The 21,268-nt window shown below is 44.7% G+C and carries 21 protein-coding genes; 14 read left to right on the top strand and 7 right to left on the bottom strand.

Annotated features, from left to right (window positions below; all coding sequences use genetic code 11):
- Positions 1 to 113: 113 nt before the first annotated feature.
- Both AC0DBE_RS11535 and AC0DBE_RS11530 read left to right on the top strand, forming a co-directional pair.
- Positions 114 to 1,250, top strand: a complete 1,137-nt coding sequence (locus AC0DBE_RS11535) for a type II asparaginase (RefSeq protein WP_072565689.1) — start codon at positions 114 to 116, stop codon at positions 1,248 to 1,250.
- Between the two features lie 171 nt (positions 1,251 to 1,421).
- Positions 1,422 to 2,060: an esterase/lipase family protein gene (locus tag AC0DBE_RS11530; protein WP_079288228.1), complete on the top strand. Its 639-nt coding sequence runs from the start codon at positions 1,422 to 1,424 to the stop codon at positions 2,058 to 2,060.
- Positions 2,061 to 2,097: 37 nt separating this feature from the next.
- Here AC0DBE_RS11530 and AC0DBE_RS11525 read toward each other — a convergent pair whose 3' ends face one another.
- Positions 2,098 to 2,481: an RDD family protein gene (locus AC0DBE_RS11525; protein ID WP_061187005.1), complete on the bottom strand. Its 384-nt coding sequence runs from the start codon at positions 2,479 to 2,481 to the stop codon at positions 2,098 to 2,100.
- Between the two features lie 234 nt (positions 2,482 to 2,715).
- On the opposite strand from AC0DBE_RS11525, the gene AC0DBE_RS11520 reads away from it, so the two are divergent.
- Complete coding sequence (locus tag AC0DBE_RS11520) at positions 2,716 to 3,792, top strand: helix-turn-helix domain-containing protein (protein WP_014112542.1); 1,077 nt, start codon at positions 2,716 to 2,718, stop codon at positions 3,790 to 3,792.
- Between the two features lie 38 nt (positions 3,793 to 3,830).
- Here the strand turns inward: AC0DBE_RS11520 and AC0DBE_RS11515 are convergent, their stop codons facing one another.
- Both AC0DBE_RS11515 and natR read right to left on the bottom strand, forming a co-directional pair.
- Positions 3,831 to 4,787 (bottom strand): ATP-binding protein, encoded by a 957-nt coding sequence (locus tag AC0DBE_RS11515; protein ID WP_114151449.1) that lies wholly within the window; start codon positions 4,785 to 4,787, stop codon positions 3,831 to 3,833.
- A 12-nt stretch (positions 4,788 to 4,799) separates the two neighbouring features.
- Positions 4,800 to 5,501: a two-component system response regulator NatR gene (gene natR, locus AC0DBE_RS11510; RefSeq protein WP_061187007.1), complete on the bottom strand. Its 702-nt coding sequence runs from the start codon at positions 5,499 to 5,501 to the stop codon at positions 4,800 to 4,802.
- Between the two features lie 143 nt (positions 5,502 to 5,644).
- On the opposite strand from natR, the gene natA reads away from it, so the two are divergent.
- The 3 genes from natA to AC0DBE_RS11495 all read left to right on the top strand — a co-directional run bounded on the left by natA (position 5,645) and on the right by AC0DBE_RS11495 (position 8,614).
- Positions 5,645 to 6,385, top strand: coding sequence for a sodium ABC transporter ATP-binding protein NatA (gene natA / locus AC0DBE_RS11505; protein WP_014112545.1), 741 nt, complete (start codon positions 5,645 to 5,647; stop codon positions 6,383 to 6,385).
- Positions 6,386 to 7,546, top strand: coding sequence for a sodium ABC transporter permease NatB (natB, locus tag AC0DBE_RS11500; RefSeq protein ID WP_061187009.1), 1,161 nt, complete (start codon positions 6,386 to 6,388; stop codon positions 7,544 to 7,546). It abuts the gene before it with no gap.
- Positions 7,547 to 7,681: 135 nt separating this feature from the next.
- Positions 7,682 to 8,614 (top strand): aldo/keto reductase, encoded by a 933-nt coding sequence (locus AC0DBE_RS11495; RefSeq protein ID WP_061187010.1) that lies wholly within the window; start codon positions 7,682 to 7,684, stop codon positions 8,612 to 8,614.
- Between the two features lie 38 nt (positions 8,615 to 8,652).
- Here the strand turns inward: AC0DBE_RS11495 and AC0DBE_RS11490 are convergent, their stop codons facing one another.
- Positions 8,653 to 9,717 (bottom strand): DUF4352 domain-containing protein, encoded by a 1,065-nt coding sequence (locus tag AC0DBE_RS11490; RefSeq protein WP_014112548.1) that lies wholly within the window; start codon positions 9,715 to 9,717, stop codon positions 8,653 to 8,655.
- 22 nt (positions 9,718 to 9,739) lie between these two features.
- Positions 9,740 to 9,871, bottom strand: coding sequence for a hypothetical protein (locus tag AC0DBE_RS11485; protein ID WP_133058580.1), 132 nt, complete (start codon positions 9,869 to 9,871; stop codon positions 9,740 to 9,742).
- 173 nt (positions 9,872 to 10,044) lie between these two features.
- Between AC0DBE_RS11485 and AC0DBE_RS11480 the strand changes: the two genes are divergently transcribed.
- Both AC0DBE_RS11480 and AC0DBE_RS11475 read left to right on the top strand, forming a co-directional pair.
- Positions 10,045 to 11,460: a YcdB/YcdC domain-containing protein gene (locus tag AC0DBE_RS11480; protein ID WP_472962193.1), complete on the top strand. Its 1,416-nt coding sequence runs from the start codon at positions 10,045 to 10,047 to the stop codon at positions 11,458 to 11,460.
- Positions 11,461 to 11,645: 185 nt separating this feature from the next.
- Positions 11,646 to 13,007: a YcdB/YcdC domain-containing protein gene (locus AC0DBE_RS11475; RefSeq protein WP_472962191.1), complete on the top strand. Its 1,362-nt coding sequence runs from the start codon at positions 11,646 to 11,648 to the stop codon at positions 13,005 to 13,007.
- A gap of 6 nt (positions 13,008 to 13,013) precedes the next feature.
- Here AC0DBE_RS11475 and cwlK read toward each other — a convergent pair whose 3' ends face one another.
- Positions 13,014 to 13,517, bottom strand: coding sequence for a peptidoglycan L-alanyl-D-glutamate endopeptidase CwlK (cwlK, locus tag AC0DBE_RS11470; protein ID WP_014112552.1), 504 nt, complete (start codon positions 13,515 to 13,517; stop codon positions 13,014 to 13,016).
- A 120-nt stretch (positions 13,518 to 13,637) separates the two neighbouring features.
- Here cwlK and rapJ point away from each other — a divergent pair, with 120 nt between their 5' ends.
- From rapJ to znuB, 6 genes are all read left to right on the top strand, one after another.
- Positions 13,638 to 14,759 carry a response regulator aspartate phosphatase RapJ gene (gene rapJ, locus AC0DBE_RS11465; protein WP_014112553.1) on the top strand — a complete coding sequence of 374 codons (1,122 nt, stop codon included), beginning with the start codon at positions 13,638 to 13,640 and terminating at the stop codon, positions 14,757 to 14,759.
- A gap of 110 nt (positions 14,760 to 14,869) precedes the next feature.
- Positions 14,870 to 15,646: an SDR family oxidoreductase gene (locus tag AC0DBE_RS11460; RefSeq protein WP_472962190.1), complete on the top strand. Its 777-nt coding sequence runs from the start codon at positions 14,870 to 14,872 to the stop codon at positions 15,644 to 15,646.
- Positions 15,647 to 15,670: 24 nt separating this feature from the next.
- Positions 15,671 to 17,362 carry a glycoside hydrolase family 13 protein gene (locus AC0DBE_RS11455; RefSeq protein WP_087987908.1) on the top strand — a complete coding sequence of 564 codons (1,692 nt, stop codon included), beginning with the start codon at positions 15,671 to 15,673 and terminating at the stop codon, positions 17,360 to 17,362.
- 181 nt (positions 17,363 to 17,543) lie between these two features.
- Positions 17,544 to 18,521, top strand: a complete 978-nt coding sequence (locus AC0DBE_RS11450; RefSeq protein WP_014112556.1) for a metal ABC transporter substrate-binding protein — start codon at positions 17,544 to 17,546, stop codon at positions 18,519 to 18,521.
- A 54-nt stretch (positions 18,522 to 18,575) separates the two neighbouring features.
- Positions 18,576 to 19,271: a zinc ABC transporter ATP-binding protein ZnuC gene (gene znuC, locus AC0DBE_RS11445; protein ID WP_014112557.1), complete on the top strand. Its 696-nt coding sequence runs from the start codon at positions 18,576 to 18,578 to the stop codon at positions 19,269 to 19,271.
- Positions 19,229 to 20,071 carry a zinc ABC transporter permease ZnuB gene (gene znuB, locus AC0DBE_RS11440; RefSeq protein ID WP_053407028.1) on the top strand — a complete coding sequence of 281 codons (843 nt, stop codon included), beginning with the start codon at positions 19,229 to 19,231 and terminating at the stop codon, positions 20,069 to 20,071. Before znuC ends, znuB begins: the two co-directional genes overlap by 43 nt.
- A gap of 37 nt (positions 20,072 to 20,108) precedes the next feature.
- Here the strand turns inward: znuB and AC0DBE_RS11435 are convergent, their stop codons facing one another.
- Positions 20,109 to 21,104, bottom strand: a complete 996-nt coding sequence (locus AC0DBE_RS11435; protein WP_326246889.1) for an LLM class flavin-dependent oxidoreductase — start codon at positions 21,102 to 21,104, stop codon at positions 20,109 to 20,111.
- Positions 21,105 to 21,268 lie beyond the last annotated feature (164 nt).

The following is a 21,268-nucleotide window of genomic DNA, read 5'->3' as shown; positions in this document are numbered from 1 at the left end:
AAAAAAAAGTATATTACAACGAAAAAAGCCGAGAGAAAAGCTGACGCACATTTTGACTGAATAAATAAAATGTTCGATCATTAGACATCATAAGGATGTAAGGAGAGAAACAGATGAAAAAACAAAGACTGCTCGTACTCACTCTTTTTACCGCACTATTATTTCTTGCCTTTACCGGATGCTCACAATCTCCTGAAACAAAAGAATCCTCGATAGAAAAGTCGCAGACACAAAAAGTCTCTTCGGCTTCCGTCTCTGAAAAAAAGGATCTGCCAAACATTAAAATTTTAGCGACAGGAGGCACGATTGCAGGGGCCGATAAATCGAAAACCTCAACCACTGAATATAAAGCAGGTGTCGTCGGCGTTGAATCACTGATCGAGGCAGTTCCGGAGATGAAGGACATTGCGAACGTCAGCGGCGAGCAGATTGTCAACGTTGGCAGCACAAACATTGATAATAAAATATTGCTGAAGCTGGCGAAACGCATAAACAAATTGCTCGCTTCAGATGATGTAGACGGAATCGTCGTGACCCATGGAACCGACACATTGGAAGAAACAGCTTATTTTTTGAACCTCACTGTGAAAAGCGATAAGCCGGTAGTTGTCGTCGGTTCTATGAGACCGTCCACAGCCATCAGCGCTGATGGGCCGTCTAACCTGTACAATGCAGTTAAAGTGGCAAGCGCACCTGGGGCAAAAGGAAAAGGAGCGCTCGTCGTTCTTAACGACCGCATTGCATCAGCCCGCTATGTTACCAAAACAAACACAACCGCAACGGATACATTTAAATCAGAAGAAATGGGATACGTCGGAACGATTGCTGATGATATTTATTTTAATAATGAAATCACCCTCAAGCATACGAAGGATACAGAATTCTCAGTTTCTCATCTTAATCAGCTGCCGCAAGTAGACATTATCTACGGGTACCAAAATGACGGAGGCTACCTGTTTGACGCGGCTGTGAAAGCCGGAGCAAAAGGGATTGTCTACGCTGGTTCAGGAAACGGGTCTTTATCTGACGCAGCCGAAAAAGGAGCGGTCAGCGCAGCTAAAAAAGGCGTCACTGTGGTGCGCTCAACCCGTACGGGAAATGGTGTCGTGACACCAAACCAAGACTATGCGGAAAAAGATTTGCTGGCATCGAACTCTTTAAACCCCCAAAAAGCACGGATATTGCTGATGCTTGCGCTCACCAAAACAGACAATCCTCAAAAAATCCAAGCTTATTTCAATGAGTATTAAAGAAAAGAAGGCGAAAAGGCCTTCTTTTTTTAGGTATTTCAGGCTCAAAAGACAGCAAAATTTCCTCTGAACCTTAAAATCTCTTTAAAAATAAGCCAAAATTACCCTTTACTTAATTAATTTGGTAACGTAATATAATTTAAGAATTTGTTACAAAAAAAGGAGGATATTATGAAATTTGTAAAAAGTAAGTTCATTGCACTTGTAACAATTTTGTTGCTGTCAGTCACATCGCTGTTTGCGATGCAGCCGTCAGCAAAAGCTGCTGAACACAATCCAGTTGTTATGGTTCACGGTATTGGAGGAGCGTCATACAATTTTGCGGGAATTAAGAGCTATCTCGTATCTCAGGGCTGGTCGCGGGGCAAGCTGTATGCAGTTGATTTTTGGGACAAGACAGGCACGAATTATAACAATGGCCCGGTATTATCACGATTTGTGCAAAAGGTTTTAGATGAAACAGGTGCGAAAAAAGTGGACATTGTCGCTCACAGCATGGGTGGCGCGAACACACTTTACTACATAAAAAATCTGGACGGCGGAAATAAAATTGAAAACGTCGTAACGCTTGGCGGAGCGAACCGTTTGGTGACAAGCAAGGCGCTTCCAGGAACAGATCCAAATCAAAAGATTTTATACACATCCGTTTACAGCAGTGCCGATATGATTGTCATGAATTATTTATCAAGATTAGACGGTGCTAAAAACGTTCAAATTCATGGTGTTGGGCACATCGGTTTATTGATGAACAGCCAAGTCAACAGCCTGATTAAAGAAGGATTGAACGGCGGAGGCCAAAATACGAACTAACGAGAAACATAACCTTGAAGAATTCTATTCTTCAAGGTTATTCTGCTTTCAGCACAATTGTTTTCGCAGCCATATCATGAACGGCTTGTTTTTTCTTCGTAAATGCGGCTGTCAAATAGATCAAACGAGAGAACACGTGCACCCACGCTATCATGTAACGGACAATGGCCTGTGGGAGGGATATTTTTTCGTATGTTTCGTCTCTCGCGATTTGCAGCCCGATGATTTTTTTGCCCAGTGTACCTCTCCAATTTGTCAGTGGCATCAGCAAAGGATACACAAGCAGCATCAATATGGCCACAATAATGACGCCGGCGGACCCGTCACCCAACGTAAATCCGGCTGCGAAAATTACTGCTGCGGCAATGATCACATCAAGTACTAGAGCGCAAGCGCGCAGCATAAAACCAGCTAGTTCCAACATATACACTCCTTAAAATTTTAGATAAATACCTAATGATTGTAAAAAAGAAGGGCCTTAAGTGGGAATAGGTTATAAGCCTTAAATCACAAAAGTTGGTGAAAATGTCATAGGTAAATTGGCATAATCAGCCAGCTTATCATATTACCAAATTCTTTTTTAGCCCGAAACCAAGCCCTCAGAAGTTATTTTTGTTAAAATAGAAAAGTTACAACAGAATTCGGAGGGTTTATTGTGGGAAAAGTGAAACGAAATGCCCCTTGCCCATGCGGCAGCGGCAAGAAATATAAAAAATGCTGCGGAAGCAAAGTTGTCGACTTCCCGACAGAACTAGCGGCAAAAGAAGCAAAACAAATTCAGGAAGACTTAGTGGAGTATGCCTTCACAGTACATAGAGAAAGCATTTCAGGCTTTATCAACCAGCATGATTTTCTTTCTGCTATGGACAGACAGACGAAAGACATCAGCGTATTTAACTTAGGGATCTGGGGAATCTTCTTCCATCCGCTTGCTGGTGAAAAGACAATCTTCGAAGAGTACCTTCAGAAAAAAGGCGATTCGATCACTCGTCCGAAAACGCGTGAGATCGTTGAATCATGGAAGAGCATGACGCCTGCTTTATTGTTGCTGCAAGACCTGAAGGAAGGTGTCATTCACTTTGAGGATGTCATTACGACAAAACAATTCGAAGTGGAAATGGACGCCAACAATCAAGACCTCCCGCCAGTGGGAAGCCTGATTCTCGGATATCCAATCCACGAAGCAGAAAAAGCAGAATTCTTCATGCAGTTCACGATCTTCCCGGTGAAGAGAACGGAAGCGCTGATCAGCAAAGTGAAGAAATATGCGGATGCCGCTGTGAAGAATGGCAAAACGCCGGAAGACTTCATGAAGCAGGAATTCAACAACGTTCTGTTCGCGCTGTTAGCGGAGAAAGATGAAGAGCCGCAAGCAGAGGCAGCGGAAGAAAGCAGTATTGAGTGGGCAAACGACATGGAGAAAGAAACAGCTGCGGCTATCGAAGAAGGCATGAGCGGAGATGAGTATCCGACTGAATTGATTCCGGCTGTCATTGACATCTGGAAAACATTCTGTGAGAAAAAATCACCTGTCATCAGAAAGCCGGAAGCTTTTGCGGCGGCAGTTGAATATTATGTGAATGCGATTTCTCTTAACGGCGCGTCCGTTTCTCAAGCCAAACTGGCGAAAAAATACGGCGTAAGCGCATCAACGATTTCCAGCCGTTACAAAGAAATTGAAAGCACGCTGCAAGACGAAGCAGATCGTTTTGCACAAGCACTATCCTCATAATGAAAAAACCTTGAAAAGCCGGGCTTTTCAAGGTTTTTTTATTTCTGAAACGGAATTTTGATTTCTAACCGGAAGACGGGGTCGCGGTAGGTAAAATCCAGCCTCCCAAAAGCGCTCTTCACCAGTTTTTGAATAATATACGTGCCCATGCCTTCATGAGCGCCGCTTTTTGTTGAACGGCCAAACGATTGATACAGTGTATCGAGCACTTTTGGGTCCATGCCGGGCGTGCTGTTTTCACAAATCAGCACATAAAGCCCGCTGCGCAGCGAAGTTTCCAGCTTAATCTCCGCTTTTTCTCGGGCCTCAGCCGCGCTGTCGAGCGCATTTTCTAATATGTTGCCGACCAAGCTGACCTGATCAGCGGGTGAAAACGGAAGTGAAGAAAGCGGTGTATGCATATGCAGCGAAACCTTCACACCTGAAGCATGTGCTTTTTCAAGAAAATCATAAAGCACTCCTGCAACGTACGCATTCTCTCCCTTCAAAAAACGGTCATATTGACTGTACTGATCCGCCCAGTTTTGAATATATGCTTGTGTATCTGCCTTGGACTGTGCTGAATGGATCGCTGTTATATGCTTCATTGTATCGTGATTCCGGCTTCTAACGTCCATCAGCATTCGATTGGCGTGCTGTTCAGCTTGAGCCAGCTTATCAATTTGATCAGAGAGCCTTGCCTGCAAGGCAGACTGTCCGATACGGAGCCGTTCACACACTGCAAATATCAAGATCGCAAACAATGCCGGCAGTATGTCAGAGCCAACCAGCACCGCCGCCGCTGATATCACTTGAATCACGGCAATCCATGCACAAAGCTGGAGGGAACAGCGGTCCCACACCCGCTTCGTTTTCCATAGGTACAGCCCTGCTGCTGCCGCGCCTAAAGCAGCGGCCAGCAAAGAGACAGCTGTACTGTGCCAAAGAGCAGCAGCCCCCTGATAAAATATGAAACTAAATAAAAACAGACAAAGACATTGAAAAAGGGTAATCACGTTCCGAACTCCTCAAAAATAGTAGTTTTGAAAAAAATCAAGCTGCTGCTTGGTGATCATCGCTTTTTTAGGCGTTCCCTCAAAGGAAACCGTAAACGAATGCTTTGTATAAGCGGAAAAATGCTTTATGTAATGAATGTTGATAATAAAGGAACGGTGCGAACGGAGAAAATCCTTCTCAGGCAGGTCGCCTTTAATATCATTTAATGTTTGATACGTCTGCACCTCTTCGGCGGTTGTCACAATCGTCGTCGAACGTCCCGTCCGTTCTGCGAAAATGATATCCTTCTTTTGCAGCACGTGCATTTCAGATTTTTGCTTAATCAATATCCGCCCATTCAAACTCGTTTCCGTTTTCTTTTTCAAATAACGGTCGAAGGAAGCGTTCAGCCGGTCGGCATGGTACGGCTTCATAATATAATCATGGACATTCAGGTCAAAGGCGTGAACGGCATATCCGCCGTTGCCGGTGACGAAAATCACGTCCACATCAAGCGAATGGGATCTGATCAAATCAGCAAGCTCGTAACCAGACATATGAGGCATCTCGATATCGGCAAGCAGCAGATCAATGTCACCGTTCTTCACCCGGCTGTAGGCTTCCTCCGCTGAATCGGTGGAAAAGACAATTTCGACATCCTGCATTCTGGACACGATCGCTTCCAATTTCTCTAAATCTACTCGATAATCATCGACAAGTCCGACTTTTACCATTATCATTCCCCTAGTTACATAGAATCATCTTTATTCTATCCCATTTCGCGACATAAAAAGAACTCTTCGCGACAACTTTATCCAACAAATCCAGCATTTCGTATATAGTCATTACTAGAAATAACGAAAAGGGAGATTGTGACATGATTACACTGACCGATTGCAGCCGCAGGTTTCATGATAAGAAAAAAGTAGTCAAAGCGGTGCGAGATGTAAGCTTAACAATTCAAAAAGGAGAAGTCGTCGGCATTCTCGGAGAAAACGGTGCCGGCAAAACCACGATGCTTAGAATGATTGCTGCCTTGCTTGAACCGTCAGAGGGCGCAATCAGAGTTGCCGGCTTTGACACGGTCAAGCAGCCGGCTGAGGTCAAAAAAAGAATCGGCGTCTTATTCGGAGGAGAAACCGGGCTTTACGACAGGATGACCGCTAAAGAAAATCTGCAATATTTCGGCCGGCTGTATGGGCTAAACCGCCACGAGATCAAAGCAAGAATAGAAGATTTATCGAAACGGTTCGGGATGCGCGATTATATGAACCGGAGAGTGGGCGGGTTTTCGAAAGGCATGAGGCAGAAAGTCGCCATTGCCAGAGCGCTGATTCACGATCCGGACATCATTTTATTTGATGAGCCGACAACTGGGCTTGATATTACGTCAAGCAACATCTTCCGCGAATTCATCCAGCAGCTGAAAAGAGAACAAAAAACGATTCTTTTCTCCAGCCACATTATGGAGGAAGTGCAGGCGCTCTGTGACAGTGTCATCATGATTCACAGCGGAGAGGTGATTTACCGAGGGGCGCTTGAATCACTATACGAGAGCGAGCGCAGTGAGGATTTGAATTACATCTTTATGTCTAAGCTTGTCAGGGGGATTTCTTAAATGCTGAGCCATATTTATAAAAAAGAAATGATCGACGCTTTGCGAGACAGAAAAACGATATTACTCACAATCTTAGTGCCGATGATTATGATGCTTGGGCTTGTATTCTTTTATGAAAGCATGCTGTCCGACAAAGGGGAGCAGTACACGCTGGCAGTCGGCCATTCGCTGCCGCCCGCACTGGAAAGCAAGCTTAATGGGATTGACGAAATCAGCGTAAAAACATTTGCAAAGCCTGAAGAGGCAGTTGATGAAGGAAAAGCAGATGCCTATCTGAACGTCCCGAAAGAGTTCGACTCATATGTCAACAGCATGACACCTTTTAAGGTTGATGTTTACGGCAATTCAATCGATCAAGGGTCGTCAAATGCCATGCAGCTTGTGCAGTCTGCCTTAGATCAGTACAAAAATGAAATTGTGCAGGAACGTTTAACAAATAAGCACATTGATCAATCGGTAATCCAGCCGTTTACGATTCAGCAAAAGGAAGCGGCTGAGGAGAAAGGGGCCTCCGCTATTATGCTTTCTGCCATTCTGCCCATGCTGATTCTGACATCCATTGTTTCCGGCGCAATGCCGATTGCTCTTGATATCATGGCCGGGGAAAAGGACCGGAAATCAATCGAGGCGCTGCTGTTGACGCCAGTCAGCAGAAACAAAGTGCTGGTCGGCAAGTGGCTTGCGGTTTCTACTTTTGGAGTTGCTTCGGGTGTATTGGCTTTGGTGTTTTTGATTTTGTCCACCGTGTTATTTACCGAGAATTTAAAAACGGCCTTCCAGCTGGGAGATCATATGTGGAGTGTAATCGGCGCTTCAGCCTTAATCATCGTGCTTTCTGCATTGCTGATCTCTGCGATGGAGCTTTTCATCAGCATTATTTCCAGCTCGGTAAAAGAAGCGCAAAGTTATATGTCTTTCATCGTCTTTCTGCCTATGCTCCCGATGTTTTTCATCCTCAGCAAGGCACCGAATCAATTTGACTTGTCGTACTTTCTCATCCCGTTTTTGAACCTGCATGCGTTATTTAAACAGCTTTTATTCGGGATGGTTGAGCCGGCTGCCATTTTGTACACGTCAGGAACCATCGCCGTGCTCATCGCCATTTTCTTTTTACTGGCCAGAGCCTGTTTTTTGAAAGACAAATGGGTCCTGCCAAAATAAACTTGCAAAAGGAGAAATACACTTTCTCCTTTTTGTATATCCTGAAAAAAGAAGGAAAATAGAAAAAGGATATCTAATACAGAAAGTGACCCTGCACTATTTTTCATCAAAATTGGTTTCAAAGGAGAAGGAACAATGGATCAAACACGTACACTTGGCAAGACGAAGCTGCAGGTGAAGCGGATCGGGTTCGGTGCGAATGCGGTCGGCGGGCATAATCTATTTCCGAATCTGAATGATGAAACAGGGAAAGATTTGGTGCGCACGGCATTGGATGGCGGCGTGAACTTTATTGATACCGCCTTTATATACGGACTGGGGCGTTCTGAGGAATTAATCGGCGAAGTTGTGCAAGAACGAGGCGTGCGGAATGAGCTCATTATTGCCACCAAAGGGGCTCATAAAGAAGTGAACGGCAGCATTGAATTAGACAACAGCCGGGAGTTTCTTCGCGGCGAGGTGGAAAAGAGCCTGAAGCGGCTGAAAACAGATTACATTGATTTGTATTATGTTCATTTCCCGGATGGGAAAACGCCTCTCGCTGAAGTGGCGGGCACGCTGAAGGAGCTGAAGGATGAGGGTAAAATCAAAGCGATCGGCGCTTCGAACCTCGATTATCAGCAATTGCAGGAATTTAATGCCGACGGTTATTTGGAGGTCTTCCAAGCTGAATACTCTCTCATTCAGCGTGATGCCGAGAAGGAGCTGCTTCCGTACTGTGAAAAACACGGCATTTCCTTTATTCCTTATTTTCCGCTCGCGTCCGGGCTGCTGACAGGAAAATTCACGAAAGACACGGCCTTTGATGACTTCAGAAAGGATAAGCCGCAATTTCAGGGAGAAGCGTTTATTCACAATCTCAAAAAAGTAGATAAGCTGAAAGCGGTAGCGGAGGAAAAACAAGCGGAGACGGCACATATCGCCTTGGCGTGGCTGTTAACAAGACCGGCGATAGACGCTATCATTCCAGGCGCTAAACGTTCTGAACAATTGAAAGATAACCTGAAAACCTTGAACATTGAATTAACCGAAGATGAAGTGAACTTCATCAGCGGAATCTTCACATAAAAAAGGAAATAGCTTGGAGGCTATTTCCTTTTGGTGTTTTATTCTTTGATGAATGCTTCGACTAATTCTGCTGCTCTGTAATCGTCCATATCAAGCTGCCATTGGTCGATGTCATTTTTCTTCATTTTCACTTCAACCGTTTTTTCAGATGAAGCTGGTCCGAGCTTCTTGAATTCTTCAGGATAGACTTGAAGCGCATATTTCACAGCATCCTCATAGCTGGCGCCAGAATTTTTGCTGTAGTAGTCTTTCACTCTGTCTTCGATTCGGTCTGAGAGTGAAGATGCATCTACCGGTTTAATTGTGGCTTCAACAATCGCTTCGTCTTTTGAGATCGAAGTTGTTTTCGCCTGGATGGAAGAGTTTTTGCTTAATCCCTCTTTAATGCCGTTCACGATATTATCAAGCGCTTTGCTGTCGGCATATGTGCTGGAAAGGCCTGAAGCTGAGAGATAGCCGTCTTTCGCTGATTCGTTGAAATCACTTACAATTTTATTTTTGTTGTCCCCGGTGATTTTTTCGAAATCAGCGTTGTCTTTACCGAAAAGAAGGACATCAACATAAGCTGATAATGCTTTTGCAGAGTCTTGGAGCTGGTCTGCTGTCGCAAGGATCTTTTTGTCTTTTCCGTCAATTTTGAAAGTAACTGATTTTGGCTTTTTATCACCATAAGATTCCGGCGTATAGTTAAGCTCGTATTTCTCGCCTTTATCTACAACATAGAAGAGGCTACCTTCAACCGATTTGTCAGCGTTAATCGTGCTGCTGCGCAGCTTTTCGTTATAATCCTCGGGATCTGTGTCAGACATCTTAGTATCATCTTGATACAAAGTGAAATCCATACTGTCTACATTCAGCGGTTCTTTTCCTGTGTTTTTCACAGCGACATTGACTTTTAACACAAGCTGGTCATCTGAAGTGGATTTATCATATTTGGACGGCAGTGTATAAGAGACATCCTTGATTTTGACTTGAGCTATATCTGAGCTTTTTTCTGTTTCTGAATTTTTTTTCTCCGCGCTTGTTTTGCTTCCGGAACAAGCAGCTGTAAACATCATCAGCAGAAGAATTAGGAAAACAGCGTACGTTTTTTTCTGAAACATTCATTTTTCCTCCTCAAATGGTTTAGGAAAGGGGAGTCTTTTGTCTTTGAGAAATAGATCTTTTTGAATGGATTAGCATCATATAACCAAAAAAATCAGTTCTTTTCTCACGGTTTTCACCGGATTTTCTGGAAACTCCGCCCTTCTTTGTCATGAATGGACCTATAAAAAGTTACAACGGATTTAATTTTAAGATTATTAGCTTTTATATTGAATAGGTTCATCATACTATTTTTGGTGAAAAATGTTCTGGAAAAACTGGTAAACTCAGAAATTTGTGTATTTTAGACTACTACTTTTTGATTAGTTGAAGGGGGCATAAGAACGATGAAAGGGGCCATCTTGGTGAAGAAAGAGGAACTGAAACAAAAAGCACTGGAAATCGGCCGGGTGCCGACACATTTAAAACTGGAAATTGAAGATTATGGCGCTGATGAGAAAAACGCACATTTTTGTTGGACAGATCCTCAGGATGAACACATCGGCATTATCGTGGAACTTGGGCCGGACGGACAGCTGAAATCTCTTTCCCGAGATATTGAGCCTGAAAGCGGAGAAAGGCTGTCTGAGGAGAAATTAGAAGATATCATGCGCCAATTTGTAGAGACTCATTTTCCCGGGGCGCTGTCTGTCTTTGTGCGTGAAGAAAATAACCGTACATACGACGATAAAGTGAGATTTTCATATGTTCAAATAGAAGCGGGGCTTCCTCTTCCCATGAGCGGATTTATGGCTGAAGTTTCCTTATCAGGTGAGATCATTTACTTTCGCTATTACGGCAAAGCGGGCAGCATCATCAAGCCAAAGAGGGTCGCAGATGATGAAGAGGCATTTGCCTTCATCAAGAAGGACGTGGAGTTCAACCTTTTGTTTGAGGTTCTCCATCGTTCTGTTTACAAAAACGGGGACGATCAGCCGCACTTGGTGTATGAGCCTGAATGTAGGGCTGTTACCGTGCCTGCCGATTTGGTGAAAGAAGAACAAGCATTTGATGATGACGATGACAGGGAGCCGGAAAGCTTTCCTCTCCCTTTATTCGAAGGCATTCACGAAAAGGCTGATCTTGGCAGTATGATCGGAATCGAAAAAGGGTTTGTCAAAGAGCGGGAAGCGGATTTGGGGGACGGGAGAATCGGGACCGTTTGGCGGAATCCGGCTGATCCCGTGTATCAGCCGGCAGATAAAAGCATGGACAGCTGGTTTAGAGGACGGGTTCATCAAGTGCTGAAAACCATTCATAACAAAGAAACCGGAAAACTCGAAGGCGTCATGTCATTTATGGAGAAAAAAGAGCCGTTGACAGTAACTGAGGCAGAGTGCGAAAAAATTGCGCTTCGTTTTCTGTTTGCTTTATTCCCGAATGCCGATCAATATTTTAAGATCAAATATGACGAACCCGATGAAGGAGAAAACGCAGTCGCTGGTTTTACATTTGAAACTCACTGTCACGGGGTTCCGCTCCGGTTTGGGCAGATCAGAATCTGCGTCAGCCGCCAGACAGGGCATATCACCGTTTATATGGCACCGGATATTGACCCGAAGGAGCTGGAAGCCATTCATCCCGTTCCGGCCATTTCAGCAGAACAAGCCAAGTCTATCTTTTGGCAGCATTTTAAAGTTGAGCTTGGTTGGGAGAGAGAATACCGCGATGATGAAGAACAGAGCTACCGGCTCGTCTATAAGCCGGTGTATCCGCGTTTTATCGAAGCCCATACAGGAGAGCCCGTTTTCAGTTCATGGTAAGATAGCCAAAAGTCACACAAATGCCGCGGATATATAAGGTGAGATGTGATGAAAGTAACAGGAAGAATATCAGAAAACAACGACAATAATAGAAAAGGACCTTTCTTCACTTTAAATGAAGAAAGGTCTTTTTATATAATAAACAGGATTCTCTTTGTCGTAGACTCTTTGAAAGGATGACTTCATTGGTTAATAAACAGCTGAAAAAGAAGGCGCAAGAGATCGGGAATGTACCTCCGCATTATGAGCTTGAGATAGAAGATTACGACCAAAAGCAAAAGAAGAAGGGGCAGGCATACTTCATCTGGAAGGACCCTGAAGATCCGGAAAAGCACATTACAGTTGAACTCCGACATGACGGCGCTTTGCTCACCTTTTCAACAACCGTCCGCTCCGAGACAGACAAAAAACTTCCAGATGCCGAGTTGAAGCTGATGGCTCTTCAGTTTGCTGCTGCCAATCATCCCGGCACATTTATGAAATTTCACTTTCAAGGTAAGGAAGAACGGGGACAGCATATCCGTTTTATCTATACCAAAATGGAACTGGGGCTTCCGCTTCCCAATTCAGGCTTTTTAATTGATATGACACGCAGCGGACAGATTGTCCATTTCTTATATTACGGAGAAGGGCATAAAGCCGAAGTTCCAAAGGAATTTGTAGCAAAAGAGAAGGTTGTGTCCCATTACTTAAATACAATGTCTTTGCAGCTGATGTACGATGTCATTGATGGCGAACAGGCACCCAGGCTTGTATATGAACCGATTTTGCCGGGATACAGCTACCCCGCGGATGTAGACGAAATCGTGCCTGACCAGCATATCGCAGATGAAAGAATAGAAAACGGGGCGCCCCTGCCGCCGCTTCAAAACACGGAAGAAATCAATATATATGCCATGCTGGGCCTCACCTCTGATATGCAGAAAGTCAGTGAAAAGGACTTTGGAGAAGAAATAGGAAGCACGTGGCGAAAAGGCACTGCGCCGGAGCGTAAAGATTTAAGCATTGGAAGTTATTTTGAAACGAGAAATAAAAACACAATCAAAATGAAGACGGATAAAAAAAACGGAAAATTAAAAGCAGCGCTTTCTTTTATGGACCAGCGGAACAACCGCCAATGCTCAACGGAAGAATGCCAAAGGATAGCGCTTCAATTTTTGTATGCCCTCTATCCGAGAGCAGCTGAGTTTTTCAGAGCGAATCCCGTCCGAATTGATGAAAGAGGGAGGGTCCGCAACCATTTTTCTGTCTGGTATAAAGGAGTGCCGCTGCGGTTCGGCGCTGCCCGCATCATTGTCAATCCGGAAACGGGAATGATTGACGCTTTTATGGCGCCGGATATTGATCCAGAACGATTGGAAACAATCAATCACAGGCCGGATGTTTCAGCTGAAGAAGCGAAAGAAACGTTTTTGGCCGCATTTGATGTGAAGCTGGAGTGGCAGCCTGATTTTACAGCAGGCAGCGATCAGCATTACAAACTTGTCTATAAGCCGGTTTATCCTTCCTATATTGATGCGCACATAAGGAAAAAGAAAAGGCTGTGAGGGTGTCTAGTCAGGAATCATCTCCAAGTGGGGGTAGTCCTTGAATCGTTTCCAGTCCCCGCCCCACTCAAAGCCGAGTTTCTTAGCGATCTCGACAACCTCCAGCCAATCTGATTTTCCGTTTTGATTGCCGTCATATTCCATATCCCATATGATGCTGCCATCCTTTTTTTGAAGGGCGAAATCAATAGCTAAACCATAGTTATGATACGATTCCCCTCCTCTTGCATAGGTGACAATATTCCCTTTTTTTGTACGTCCCTGTTTATATAATTCGTCTTGTTCCTTAAAGGACCGGAATCCTTCTGTAATGACGACGGTAATGCCTTTATTCGCTGCTGCGGCCTTGAGGGCATCGGCATTCTGCTTCACAACCGGATGAAGATCCGAAGGGACAGGCATATCCTGCAGGGCATTTTGAGAATGCCATTCGTGCCGTATATAACTAAAACACAGATCAAGAAGAAACAGAATACATAAGATAACAGATGTTTTTGCGGATAATTTCATATCGGTCTCACTTTCTCATGATGTGCTAAATGTTAACGCTTATACGATTGACTCTCTCTAAAAGCGAACAGCTATGATAAAATATAACATAAATAGTAGCAGGAGGAAGGAGGCAGACCGATGAGAGCAAAGATTCCATCTGAGGAAGTGGCAGTAAAGCTAAACGAATGGTACAAGCTCATTCGCGCATTTGAAGCAGATCAAGCAGAAGCGTTAAAGCAGGAGATCGAATACGATTTAGAAGACATGGAAGAAAATCAGGACTTGCTTTTATATTTTTCTTTGATGGAATTCCGTCATCGTATCATGCTTGATAAGCTGATGCCGGTGAAAGACAGCGACACCAAGCCTCCGTTCTCAGATATGCTGAACGAAATTGAAAGCAATCAGCAAAAACTCACAGGCTTATTGGAATACTACTTTTATTATTTCAGAGGGATGTACGAATTTAAGCAGAAAAATTTCATATTAGCGATTGACCATTATAAACATGCCGAGGAAAAGCTCGAGTATGTCGAGGATGAGATCGAAAAAGCTGAGTTTCTTTTTAAGGTTGCAGAAGTGTATTATCACATCAAACAAACGTATTTTTCAATGAATTATGCGAGCCAGGCGCTTGATATCTATACGAAATATGAATTGTACGGGCGCCGCCGCGTGCAGTGTGAATTTATCATCGCCGGAAATTTGACCGATGTTTATCATCATGAAAAAGCGCTGACACACTTGTGCAGCGCCTTAGATCATGCCAGGCAGCTTGAAGAAGCGTACATGATCGCCGCTGCCCATTATAATGTCGGACACTGTAAGTACAGTCTGGGCGATTACAGTGAAGCGGAGGGCTATTTCAAAACAGCCGCCGCCATTTTTGAGGAGCACAATTTTCAGCAGGCCGTTCAAGCCGTTTTTTCACTGACCCATATCTACTGTAAAGAGGGAAAATACGACAAAGCGGCAGAGACGTATGGCCGCGGGGTAAAGAGCGCCGCTGAATGGGAAGATGACATGTATTTGACGAAATTCCGCCTCATTCATGAGCTGTATCTTGGAAGCGGCGACCGGAGTGTGCTTAAAGAATGCTTTGATCTGCTGGAATCCCGCCAGCTTCTTGCAGATGCTGAGGATCTGCTGCATGATACAGCGGAACGTTTCAATCAGCAGGAACGTTACGAGTCCGCCGCTTTCTTTTACCGCAGGCTGATGAATATTAAAAAGAAGCTTGCTGAGCAGCGTTTTCAATAGGTGGTGGCAGAGAACATAATCGGTTCTCTGCTTTTTTTTATGCTGTTTTCAACCCGAAAAAATAGGGTATTTTCCACTGCATAATGGAAAATCAGAGGAGGATATCGTTTATGTATAAAGATTTAACCGGAAAAACAGCGATTGTGACAGGTTCTTCAAAAGGAATAGGGAAAGCCATTGCGGAACGATTTGGACAGGAGAAAATGAATGTTGTTGTGAATTACCACAGCGATCCATCTGGAGCCGATGAAACTGTGGACATCATTAAGCGTAACGGAGGGAAAGCTGTCGCAGTTGAGGCGGATGTGTCCAAAGAAGCAGGGATTCAGGCGCTCTTGGACACCGCTTTAGAGCATTTTAGCACGCTCGATGTCATGGTGAACAACTCCGGCTTTAACGGCACGGAAGCCATGCCGCATGAGATGAGTCTAGAAGATTGGCAGAGAGTCATTGATGTCAACGTCACCGGAACCTTTATGGGAGCCAAAGCAGCGCTTAACCACATGATGAAAAACAACATCAAAGGCAATGTGCTGAATATCTCTAGCGTTCACCAGCAGATCCCGCGCCCCGTCAACGTCCAGTATTCCACGTCCAAAGGCGGCATCAAGATGATGACAGAAACGCTGGCGCTCAACTATGCGGATAAGGGAATCCGTATCAACGCGATAGCGCCCGGCACCATTGCAACAGAATCAAATGTTGATACGAAAAAGGAAGAGAACAAACAAAAACAATTGAAGAAAATCCCGATGAAAGCTTTCGGAAAGCCGGAAGAAGTGGCAGCAGCAGCGGCTTGGCTCGTATCTGAGGAAGCGAGCTATGTGACCGGCACAACACTATTCGTCGACGGCGGAATGACACTTTATCCATCTCAGCTTGAATAGAACACTAAACAGGGGGATTGCGGGATGAAAACAGACTGGTGGAAGGATGCGGTGGTGTATCAAATTTATCCGAGAAGCTTTCAGGACAGCAATGGAGATGGAATGGGAGACCTGCGGGGGATCATTTCCCGCCTTGATTACATAAAGGAGCTCGGGGCAGATGTGATTTGGATTTGCCCGATTTATCCTTCTCCGAATGTTGATTACGGCTATGATGTGACGGACCATAAGACGATTATGGATTCATACGGAACGATGGGCGATTTTCACGAGCTGCTTGACGAGGTGCATCAGCGCGGATTAAAGCTGGTGATGGATTTTGTGTTAAATCACACCTCGGTCGAGCATCCGTGGTTTAAAGAAGCGGAGCTGGACAAAAACAGCAAATACCGCAGCTATTACTTTTGGCGCCCCGGCACAAAGAACGGCCCTCCGACGGACTGGGTGTCTGACTACGGATGCCCGGTCTGGCAATACGAGGAGCACACGGGAGAATATTATCTCCACATGAATGCCGTCAAACAAGCTGATTTAAATTGGGAACATCCTGAGGTGCGCCAAGCGGTGTTTGACATGATGAGGTTTTGGCTCGATAAAGGGGTAGACGGCTTGCGCATTGATCAGCTCCATCTCATTTCTAAGAAAGAATATCTTCCTTCGTATGAGGACTATATCAATCAGCAGGCAGAGCCGAAGCCTTTCCAGCCAAATGGCGAACGAATTCATGACTATTTAAAAGAAATGACAGATGAAGTATTTTCCCGGTACGATGTGATGTCTGTCGGAGAGGTTGGCTCTGTTACACCGGAGGAAGGGCTAAAGTATACGGGAACCGATAAGCATGAGCTGAATATGATTTTTCACTTTCAGCATATGGAGCTTGACCAGCAGCCGGGAAAAGAACATTGGGATGTAAAGCCCCTTGAGCTTTCTGATTTAAAATCGGTTTTGACATCATGGCAAAAGCAGCTGGAACATCAAGGGTGGAATACTTTGTATTGGTGCAACCACGACCAGCCCCGGATTGTGTCCAGGTTCGGAGACGATGGGGAATACCGCAAAGCATCTGCGAAAATGCTGGCCACTGTTCTTTATCTCATGAAGGGAACGCCATATATTTATCAGGGAGAAGAAATCGGGATGACAAACGCGCCGTTTACCCGGATTGAGGACTACAAAGATATCCAAACGATCAATATGTATCATAAACGGGTATTTGAAAAAGGCTATGATCCAGAAGACGTGATGAGATCGATCTTAGCCAAAAGCCGGGATCATGCCCGGACGCCGATGCAGTGGAGCAACGGCAAAAATGCCGGATTTACTGACGGCACGCCTTGGTTGAAGGTCAACCCGAACTTCACGGCCATCAATGTGGAAGAGGCACAGACAGACCCTGATTCGATCCTAACCTATTATAAAAAGCTGATCAGCCTGAGAAAGCAGTACGCTGATCTCATCAAAGGAAGCTATGAACTTTTGCTTCCGGATGATCCGCAGCTGTTTGTGTACGTGAGAGAAAATGGTAAACAACAGCTTTTGTCGGTGAATAACTTTTCAAAAGAGCAAGCTGTTTTCAGGTGGCCTAAGAACTGTGGCAAGGCTCAGGCATCCCTGCTTCTCAGCAATTATAAAAACAACGGTGACCTTGCTGATGAAATGGTGTTTCAGCCTTATGAGAGCAGGGTGTATCTTCTGGACAATTCAATCAAATGACTCAGCCCGGCATTTTCAGCCGGGTTTTTTAAGTACATATATTGGCGCCATAGACGGGAAGAATAACATCAAAATGAAAATTACTCTTGCAAAACGTAATGACTTCGGTTTATTATGATATAGGATTACAAAATCGTTATCATTTTGATTTAAAGTTACTGAAAAAGAGGGGATATACGATATGTTTAAAAAATGGAGCGGCTTGTTTGTGATTGCAGCATGCTTTTTATTGGTTGCAGCATGCGGCAACTCATCAACAAAAGGGTCGGCGGACTCAAAGAGTGATAAACTGCATGTTGTCACAACGTTCTACCCGATGTATGAATTTACAAAACAAATTGTAAAAGACAAAGGCGATGTGGATCTGTTAATCCCATCTTCCGTTGAACCGCATGATTGGGAACCGACGCCGAAAGACATTGCCAACATTCAGGATGCTGATTTGTTCGTTTATAATAGTGAATACATGGAGACGTGGGTTCCGTCAACTGAAAAAAGCATGGGCCAAGGGCATGCCGTTTTCGTCAATGCGAGCAAAGGCATTGATTTAATGAAAGGCTCTGAAGAAGAACATGAGGAGCACGGAGAGCACGAGGAGCATGAGCATGGGGAGCATGAGCACAGCCATGAAATGGACCCTCACGTATGGCTCAGCCCTGTTCTGGCGCAAAAGGAAGTTAAAAATATAACGGCCCAAATCGTAAAGCAGGACCCGGATAATAAAGAATACTACGAGAAAAATAGTGCAGAATATATTGCAAAACTGCAGGATCTTGATAAACTATATCGTACAACCGTAAAAAAAGCGGCGAAGAAAGAATTCATCACGCAGCATACAGCTTTTGGCTATTTGGCAAAAGAATACGGCCTGACTCAGGTTCCGATTGCAGGGATTTCTCCTAACCAAGAGCCAAGCGCAGCCGACTTGGCAAAGCTGAAAACATATGCCAAAGAACATAACGTAAAAGTGATTTACTTTGAAGAAATTGCATCCTCAAAGGTCGCAGAAACGCTTGCCAATGAAATCGGCGCGAAGACAGAAGTGCTCGATACACTGGAAGGCTTAAGCAAAGAAGAACAAGATAAAGGCTTAGGGTATATCGACATTATGAAACAAAACCTCGATGCCCTGAAAGATTCACTATTGGATAAATCATAAGATAGTGTGCGCCGGAGGGTGCACACTATTTCTTTGTGAGAAAGGAAGATTGACATGAATCTCGTCTCATTGAAAGATATCGTTTTCGGCTATTCCCACACGCCTGTGTTGGATAAAGTATCACTTGATATTGAAAGCGGTGAGTTTGTCGGCATCACAGGACCAAACGGGGCCTCTAAATCGACGCTCATGAAAGTAATGCTCGGCATGCTGAAACCGTGGGAAGGCACGGTGACGATCAGTAAAAGGAATACAGAAGGAAAACGCCTGACGATAGGGTACGTTCCGCAGCAAATTTCTTCATTTAATGCCGGCTTTCCGAGCACGGTACTGGAGCTTGTTCAGTCAGGCCGATACACAAAAGGGAAATGGTTTAAACGTTTAAATGAAGAAGATCATCTCGAAGTGGAAAAAGCGCTGAAAATGGTGGAAATGTGGGAGCTCCGCTATCGGAAAATCGGCGATTTATCAGGCGGACAGAAGCAGAAAATCTGTATCGCCAGAATGCTTGCCAGCAACCCGGATCTCTTAATGCTGGACGAACCGACAACAGCTGTTGACCACGACAGCAGAAAAGGATTTTACGAATTTATGCACCATCTTGTGAAAAATCACAACCGAACAGTTGTGATGGTCACTCATGAACAAAATGAAGTACAGCAATTTTTAGATAAAGTGATTCGATTAGAGAGAGGAGAAAAAGGCGGATGGAAATGTTTGACTTGGAATTCATGCGACGAGCTTTTCTAGCAGGCGGCATGATTGCCATCATGGCTCCGATACTAGGAGTGTATCTCGTTCTTAGAAGACAGGCCTTAATGGCTGACACACTTTCACATATTTCATTGTCAGGTGTTGCCATCGGCTTTTTCCTCAGCACCAATATTACCGCGGCGAGCATAGTCGTCGTGACCGTCGGCGCAATTGGGATTGAATACATGCGGCGGGCATATCGGACGTATTCAGAGGTGTCCATTGCCATCTTAATGGCGGCTGGTTTGTCCTTCGCGATGTTTTTAATCAGCTTTTCAAAAGGCACCGCCAATATGAGCATCGATCAATACCTTTTTGGATCGCTCGTGACAGTAAATCAGCAGCAGGTGTATATTATTGGCATCATTACATTGCTGATCCTGCTTTACTTTATCGTACTGAAAAGACCGCTCTACCTGCTGACGTTTGATGAAGCAACAGCAAAAACATCAGGAATCAATACAAACTTCCTGTCGATGTCCTTCAGTATCGTCACAGGCCTTGCGATCTCAGTTATTATCCCGATCATCGGAGTTCTTCTTGTATCAGCCCTGCTCGTATTGCCGGCAGCATTCGCTATCAGAATTGCAAAAGGCTTTAACATGGTATTTATTACAGCCATACTCATTTCGTTATTCAGCGTATTTATGGGGCTGACATCGTCCTATCAGCTCGGAACGCCGCCAGGGCCGTCCATTACCCTGCTTTTGATCGTTCTGCTTTTGATCGGATTTGCAGTTCAGGGAGTTTGGACATTTATCAAAAAAGAAGCCCTGCGTAAAAAAGGGCGCCGGTAACATGAAAAGCAGTTTTCCATAGGGAAAACTGCTTTTTTTATAGAAACATCCCGGCAAGACGCTCATATGATTCCTTTTTCGCCTCAAAATCAAACACATTGCATAGAACCATGATTTCATTTGTTTCATAGCGGTCTGTCAGCTCTAAAAGCTGCTGTTTGACAGTAGTTGGAGAACCGATCACCATCCGCTTTCTGTTTTCTTCTATAAGTTTTTTATCGGACTCTGTGTAGGGATGCGCTTTTGCCTCCTTGATGCTCGGCACTCGGCTGTCCAAGCCTTTTCCGACACGAAGAAGCCATAAATCCTGGCTTAGGGCGAGCTCTTCTGCCTCTTCATCTGTTTTTGCGCAAATGACAAAAATCGTAAACAGTGCCGTCGCAGACGAGAAATGAGCTGATGGCCGAAAGCTTTCCCGGTAAACGCGAAATGCATTTTCTCCTCGCTCAGGATTAATGAAATGCCCAAATACATATCCAATGCCCTGATGCGCCGCGCGTCTTGCGCTGTTTTCACCGAGACCGAGCACCCATAGCTCCGGTACAGTGTCAATTAGGGGCGCCGCTTTGATTCCGGCATACGGATGCCCGGGAGGAAGCGAATCTGTGAGAAAATAAGAGACATCCTGCAGCTGTCTGTTAAATTCGGTTAAGCTCTTTTTTACCCCGTCTGTTAGCGCAAGACGGGTTTTTGTCGTGCCGCCGGGAGAACGCCCGACGCCGAGGTCAATCCGGTTCGGATACAGTGCTTCAAGCTGGCGAAAGGTTTCGGCTACCTTAAACGGGCTGTACTGGGGCAGCAGCACACCGCCTGACCCGACACGAATCGTGCTCGTGTGTGCTGCGATGTGAGCGATCATGATTTCAGGCGCTGTGCTTGCCAGTCCTTTCGTGCTGTGATGTTCGGCAAACCAATAACGCTTATATCCCCACTGTTCGCTTAATTGGGAAAGCTCAACCGAATGCTGAAGAGTTGCCACAGGGCTTTCTCCTTTAGAAACAGGTGCCTGATCAAGTATGCTTAAATGAATCAAAAGGCCGCTTCCTTTCTGTCTGTTTTTAGAATGTGACACAAGAATAGGCAAAATGACTCGCTCACGTCAAATGGTTTGTTTAAGCTGCGTACTTCATAGCATTTGCAAAACATATATCAAATATGGAAGTTTTTTTTCGAGGATTTTCGTCAATTATTCTTAAC

It is taken from the genome of Bacillus sp. VA15, from assembly GCF_055721145.1.
This window is presented reverse-complemented; position numbering and strand designations above follow the sequence as displayed.

Bases quoted from the DNA above. Each gene is read 5' to 3' on its own strand.
- natR (WP_061187007.1), bottom strand. From the start codon at position 5,501: ATGGTAAAAGTCGGACTTGTCGATGATTATCGAGTAGATTTAGAGAAA.
- AC0DBE_RS11535 (WP_072565689.1), top strand. From the start codon at position 114: ATGAAAAAACAAAGACTGCTCGTACTCACTCTTTTTACCGCACTATTA.
- rapJ (WP_014112553.1), top strand. From the start codon at position 13,638: ATGAGAGCAAAGATTCCATCTGAGGAAGTGGCAGTAAAGCTAAACGAA.
- znuB (WP_053407028.1), top strand. From the start codon at position 19,229: ATGGAAATGTTTGACTTGGAATTCATGCGACGAGCTTTTCTAGCAGGC.
- AC0DBE_RS11485 (WP_133058580.1), bottom strand. From the start codon at position 9,871: ATGACAAAGAAGGGCGGAGTTTCCAGAAAATCCGGTGAAAACCGTGAG.
- AC0DBE_RS11455 (WP_087987908.1), top strand. From the start codon at position 15,671: ATGAAAACAGACTGGTGGAAGGATGCGGTGGTGTATCAAATTTATCCG.
- AC0DBE_RS11530 (WP_079288228.1), top strand. From the start codon at position 1,422: ATGAAATTTGTAAAAAGTAAGTTCATTGCACTTGTAACAATTTTGTTG.
- natB (WP_061187009.1), top strand. From the start codon at position 6,386: ATGCTGAGCCATATTTATAAAAAAGAAATGATCGACGCTTTGCGAGAC.
- AC0DBE_RS11490 (WP_014112548.1), bottom strand. From the start codon at position 9,717: ATGTTTCAGAAAAAAACGTACGCTGTTTTCCTAATTCTTCTGCTGATG.
- AC0DBE_RS11450 (WP_014112556.1), top strand. From the start codon at position 17,544: ATGTTTAAAAAATGGAGCGGCTTGTTTGTGATTGCAGCATGCTTTTTA.
- cwlK (WP_014112552.1), bottom strand. From the start codon at position 13,517: ATGAAATTATCCGCAAAAACATCTGTTATCTTATGTATTCTGTTTCTT.
- natA (WP_014112545.1), top strand. From the start codon at position 5,645: ATGATTACACTGACCGATTGCAGCCGCAGGTTTCATGATAAGAAAAAA.
- AC0DBE_RS11460 (WP_472962190.1), top strand. From the start codon at position 14,870: ATGTATAAAGATTTAACCGGAAAAACAGCGATTGTGACAGGTTCTTCA.
- znuC (WP_014112557.1), top strand. From the start codon at position 18,576: ATGAATCTCGTCTCATTGAAAGATATCGTTTTCGGCTATTCCCACACG.
- AC0DBE_RS11480 (WP_472962193.1), top strand. From the start codon at position 10,045: ATGAAAGGGGCCATCTTGGTGAAGAAAGAGGAACTGAAACAAAAAGCA.
- AC0DBE_RS11495 (WP_061187010.1), top strand. From the start codon at position 7,682: ATGGATCAAACACGTACACTTGGCAAGACGAAGCTGCAGGTGAAGCGG.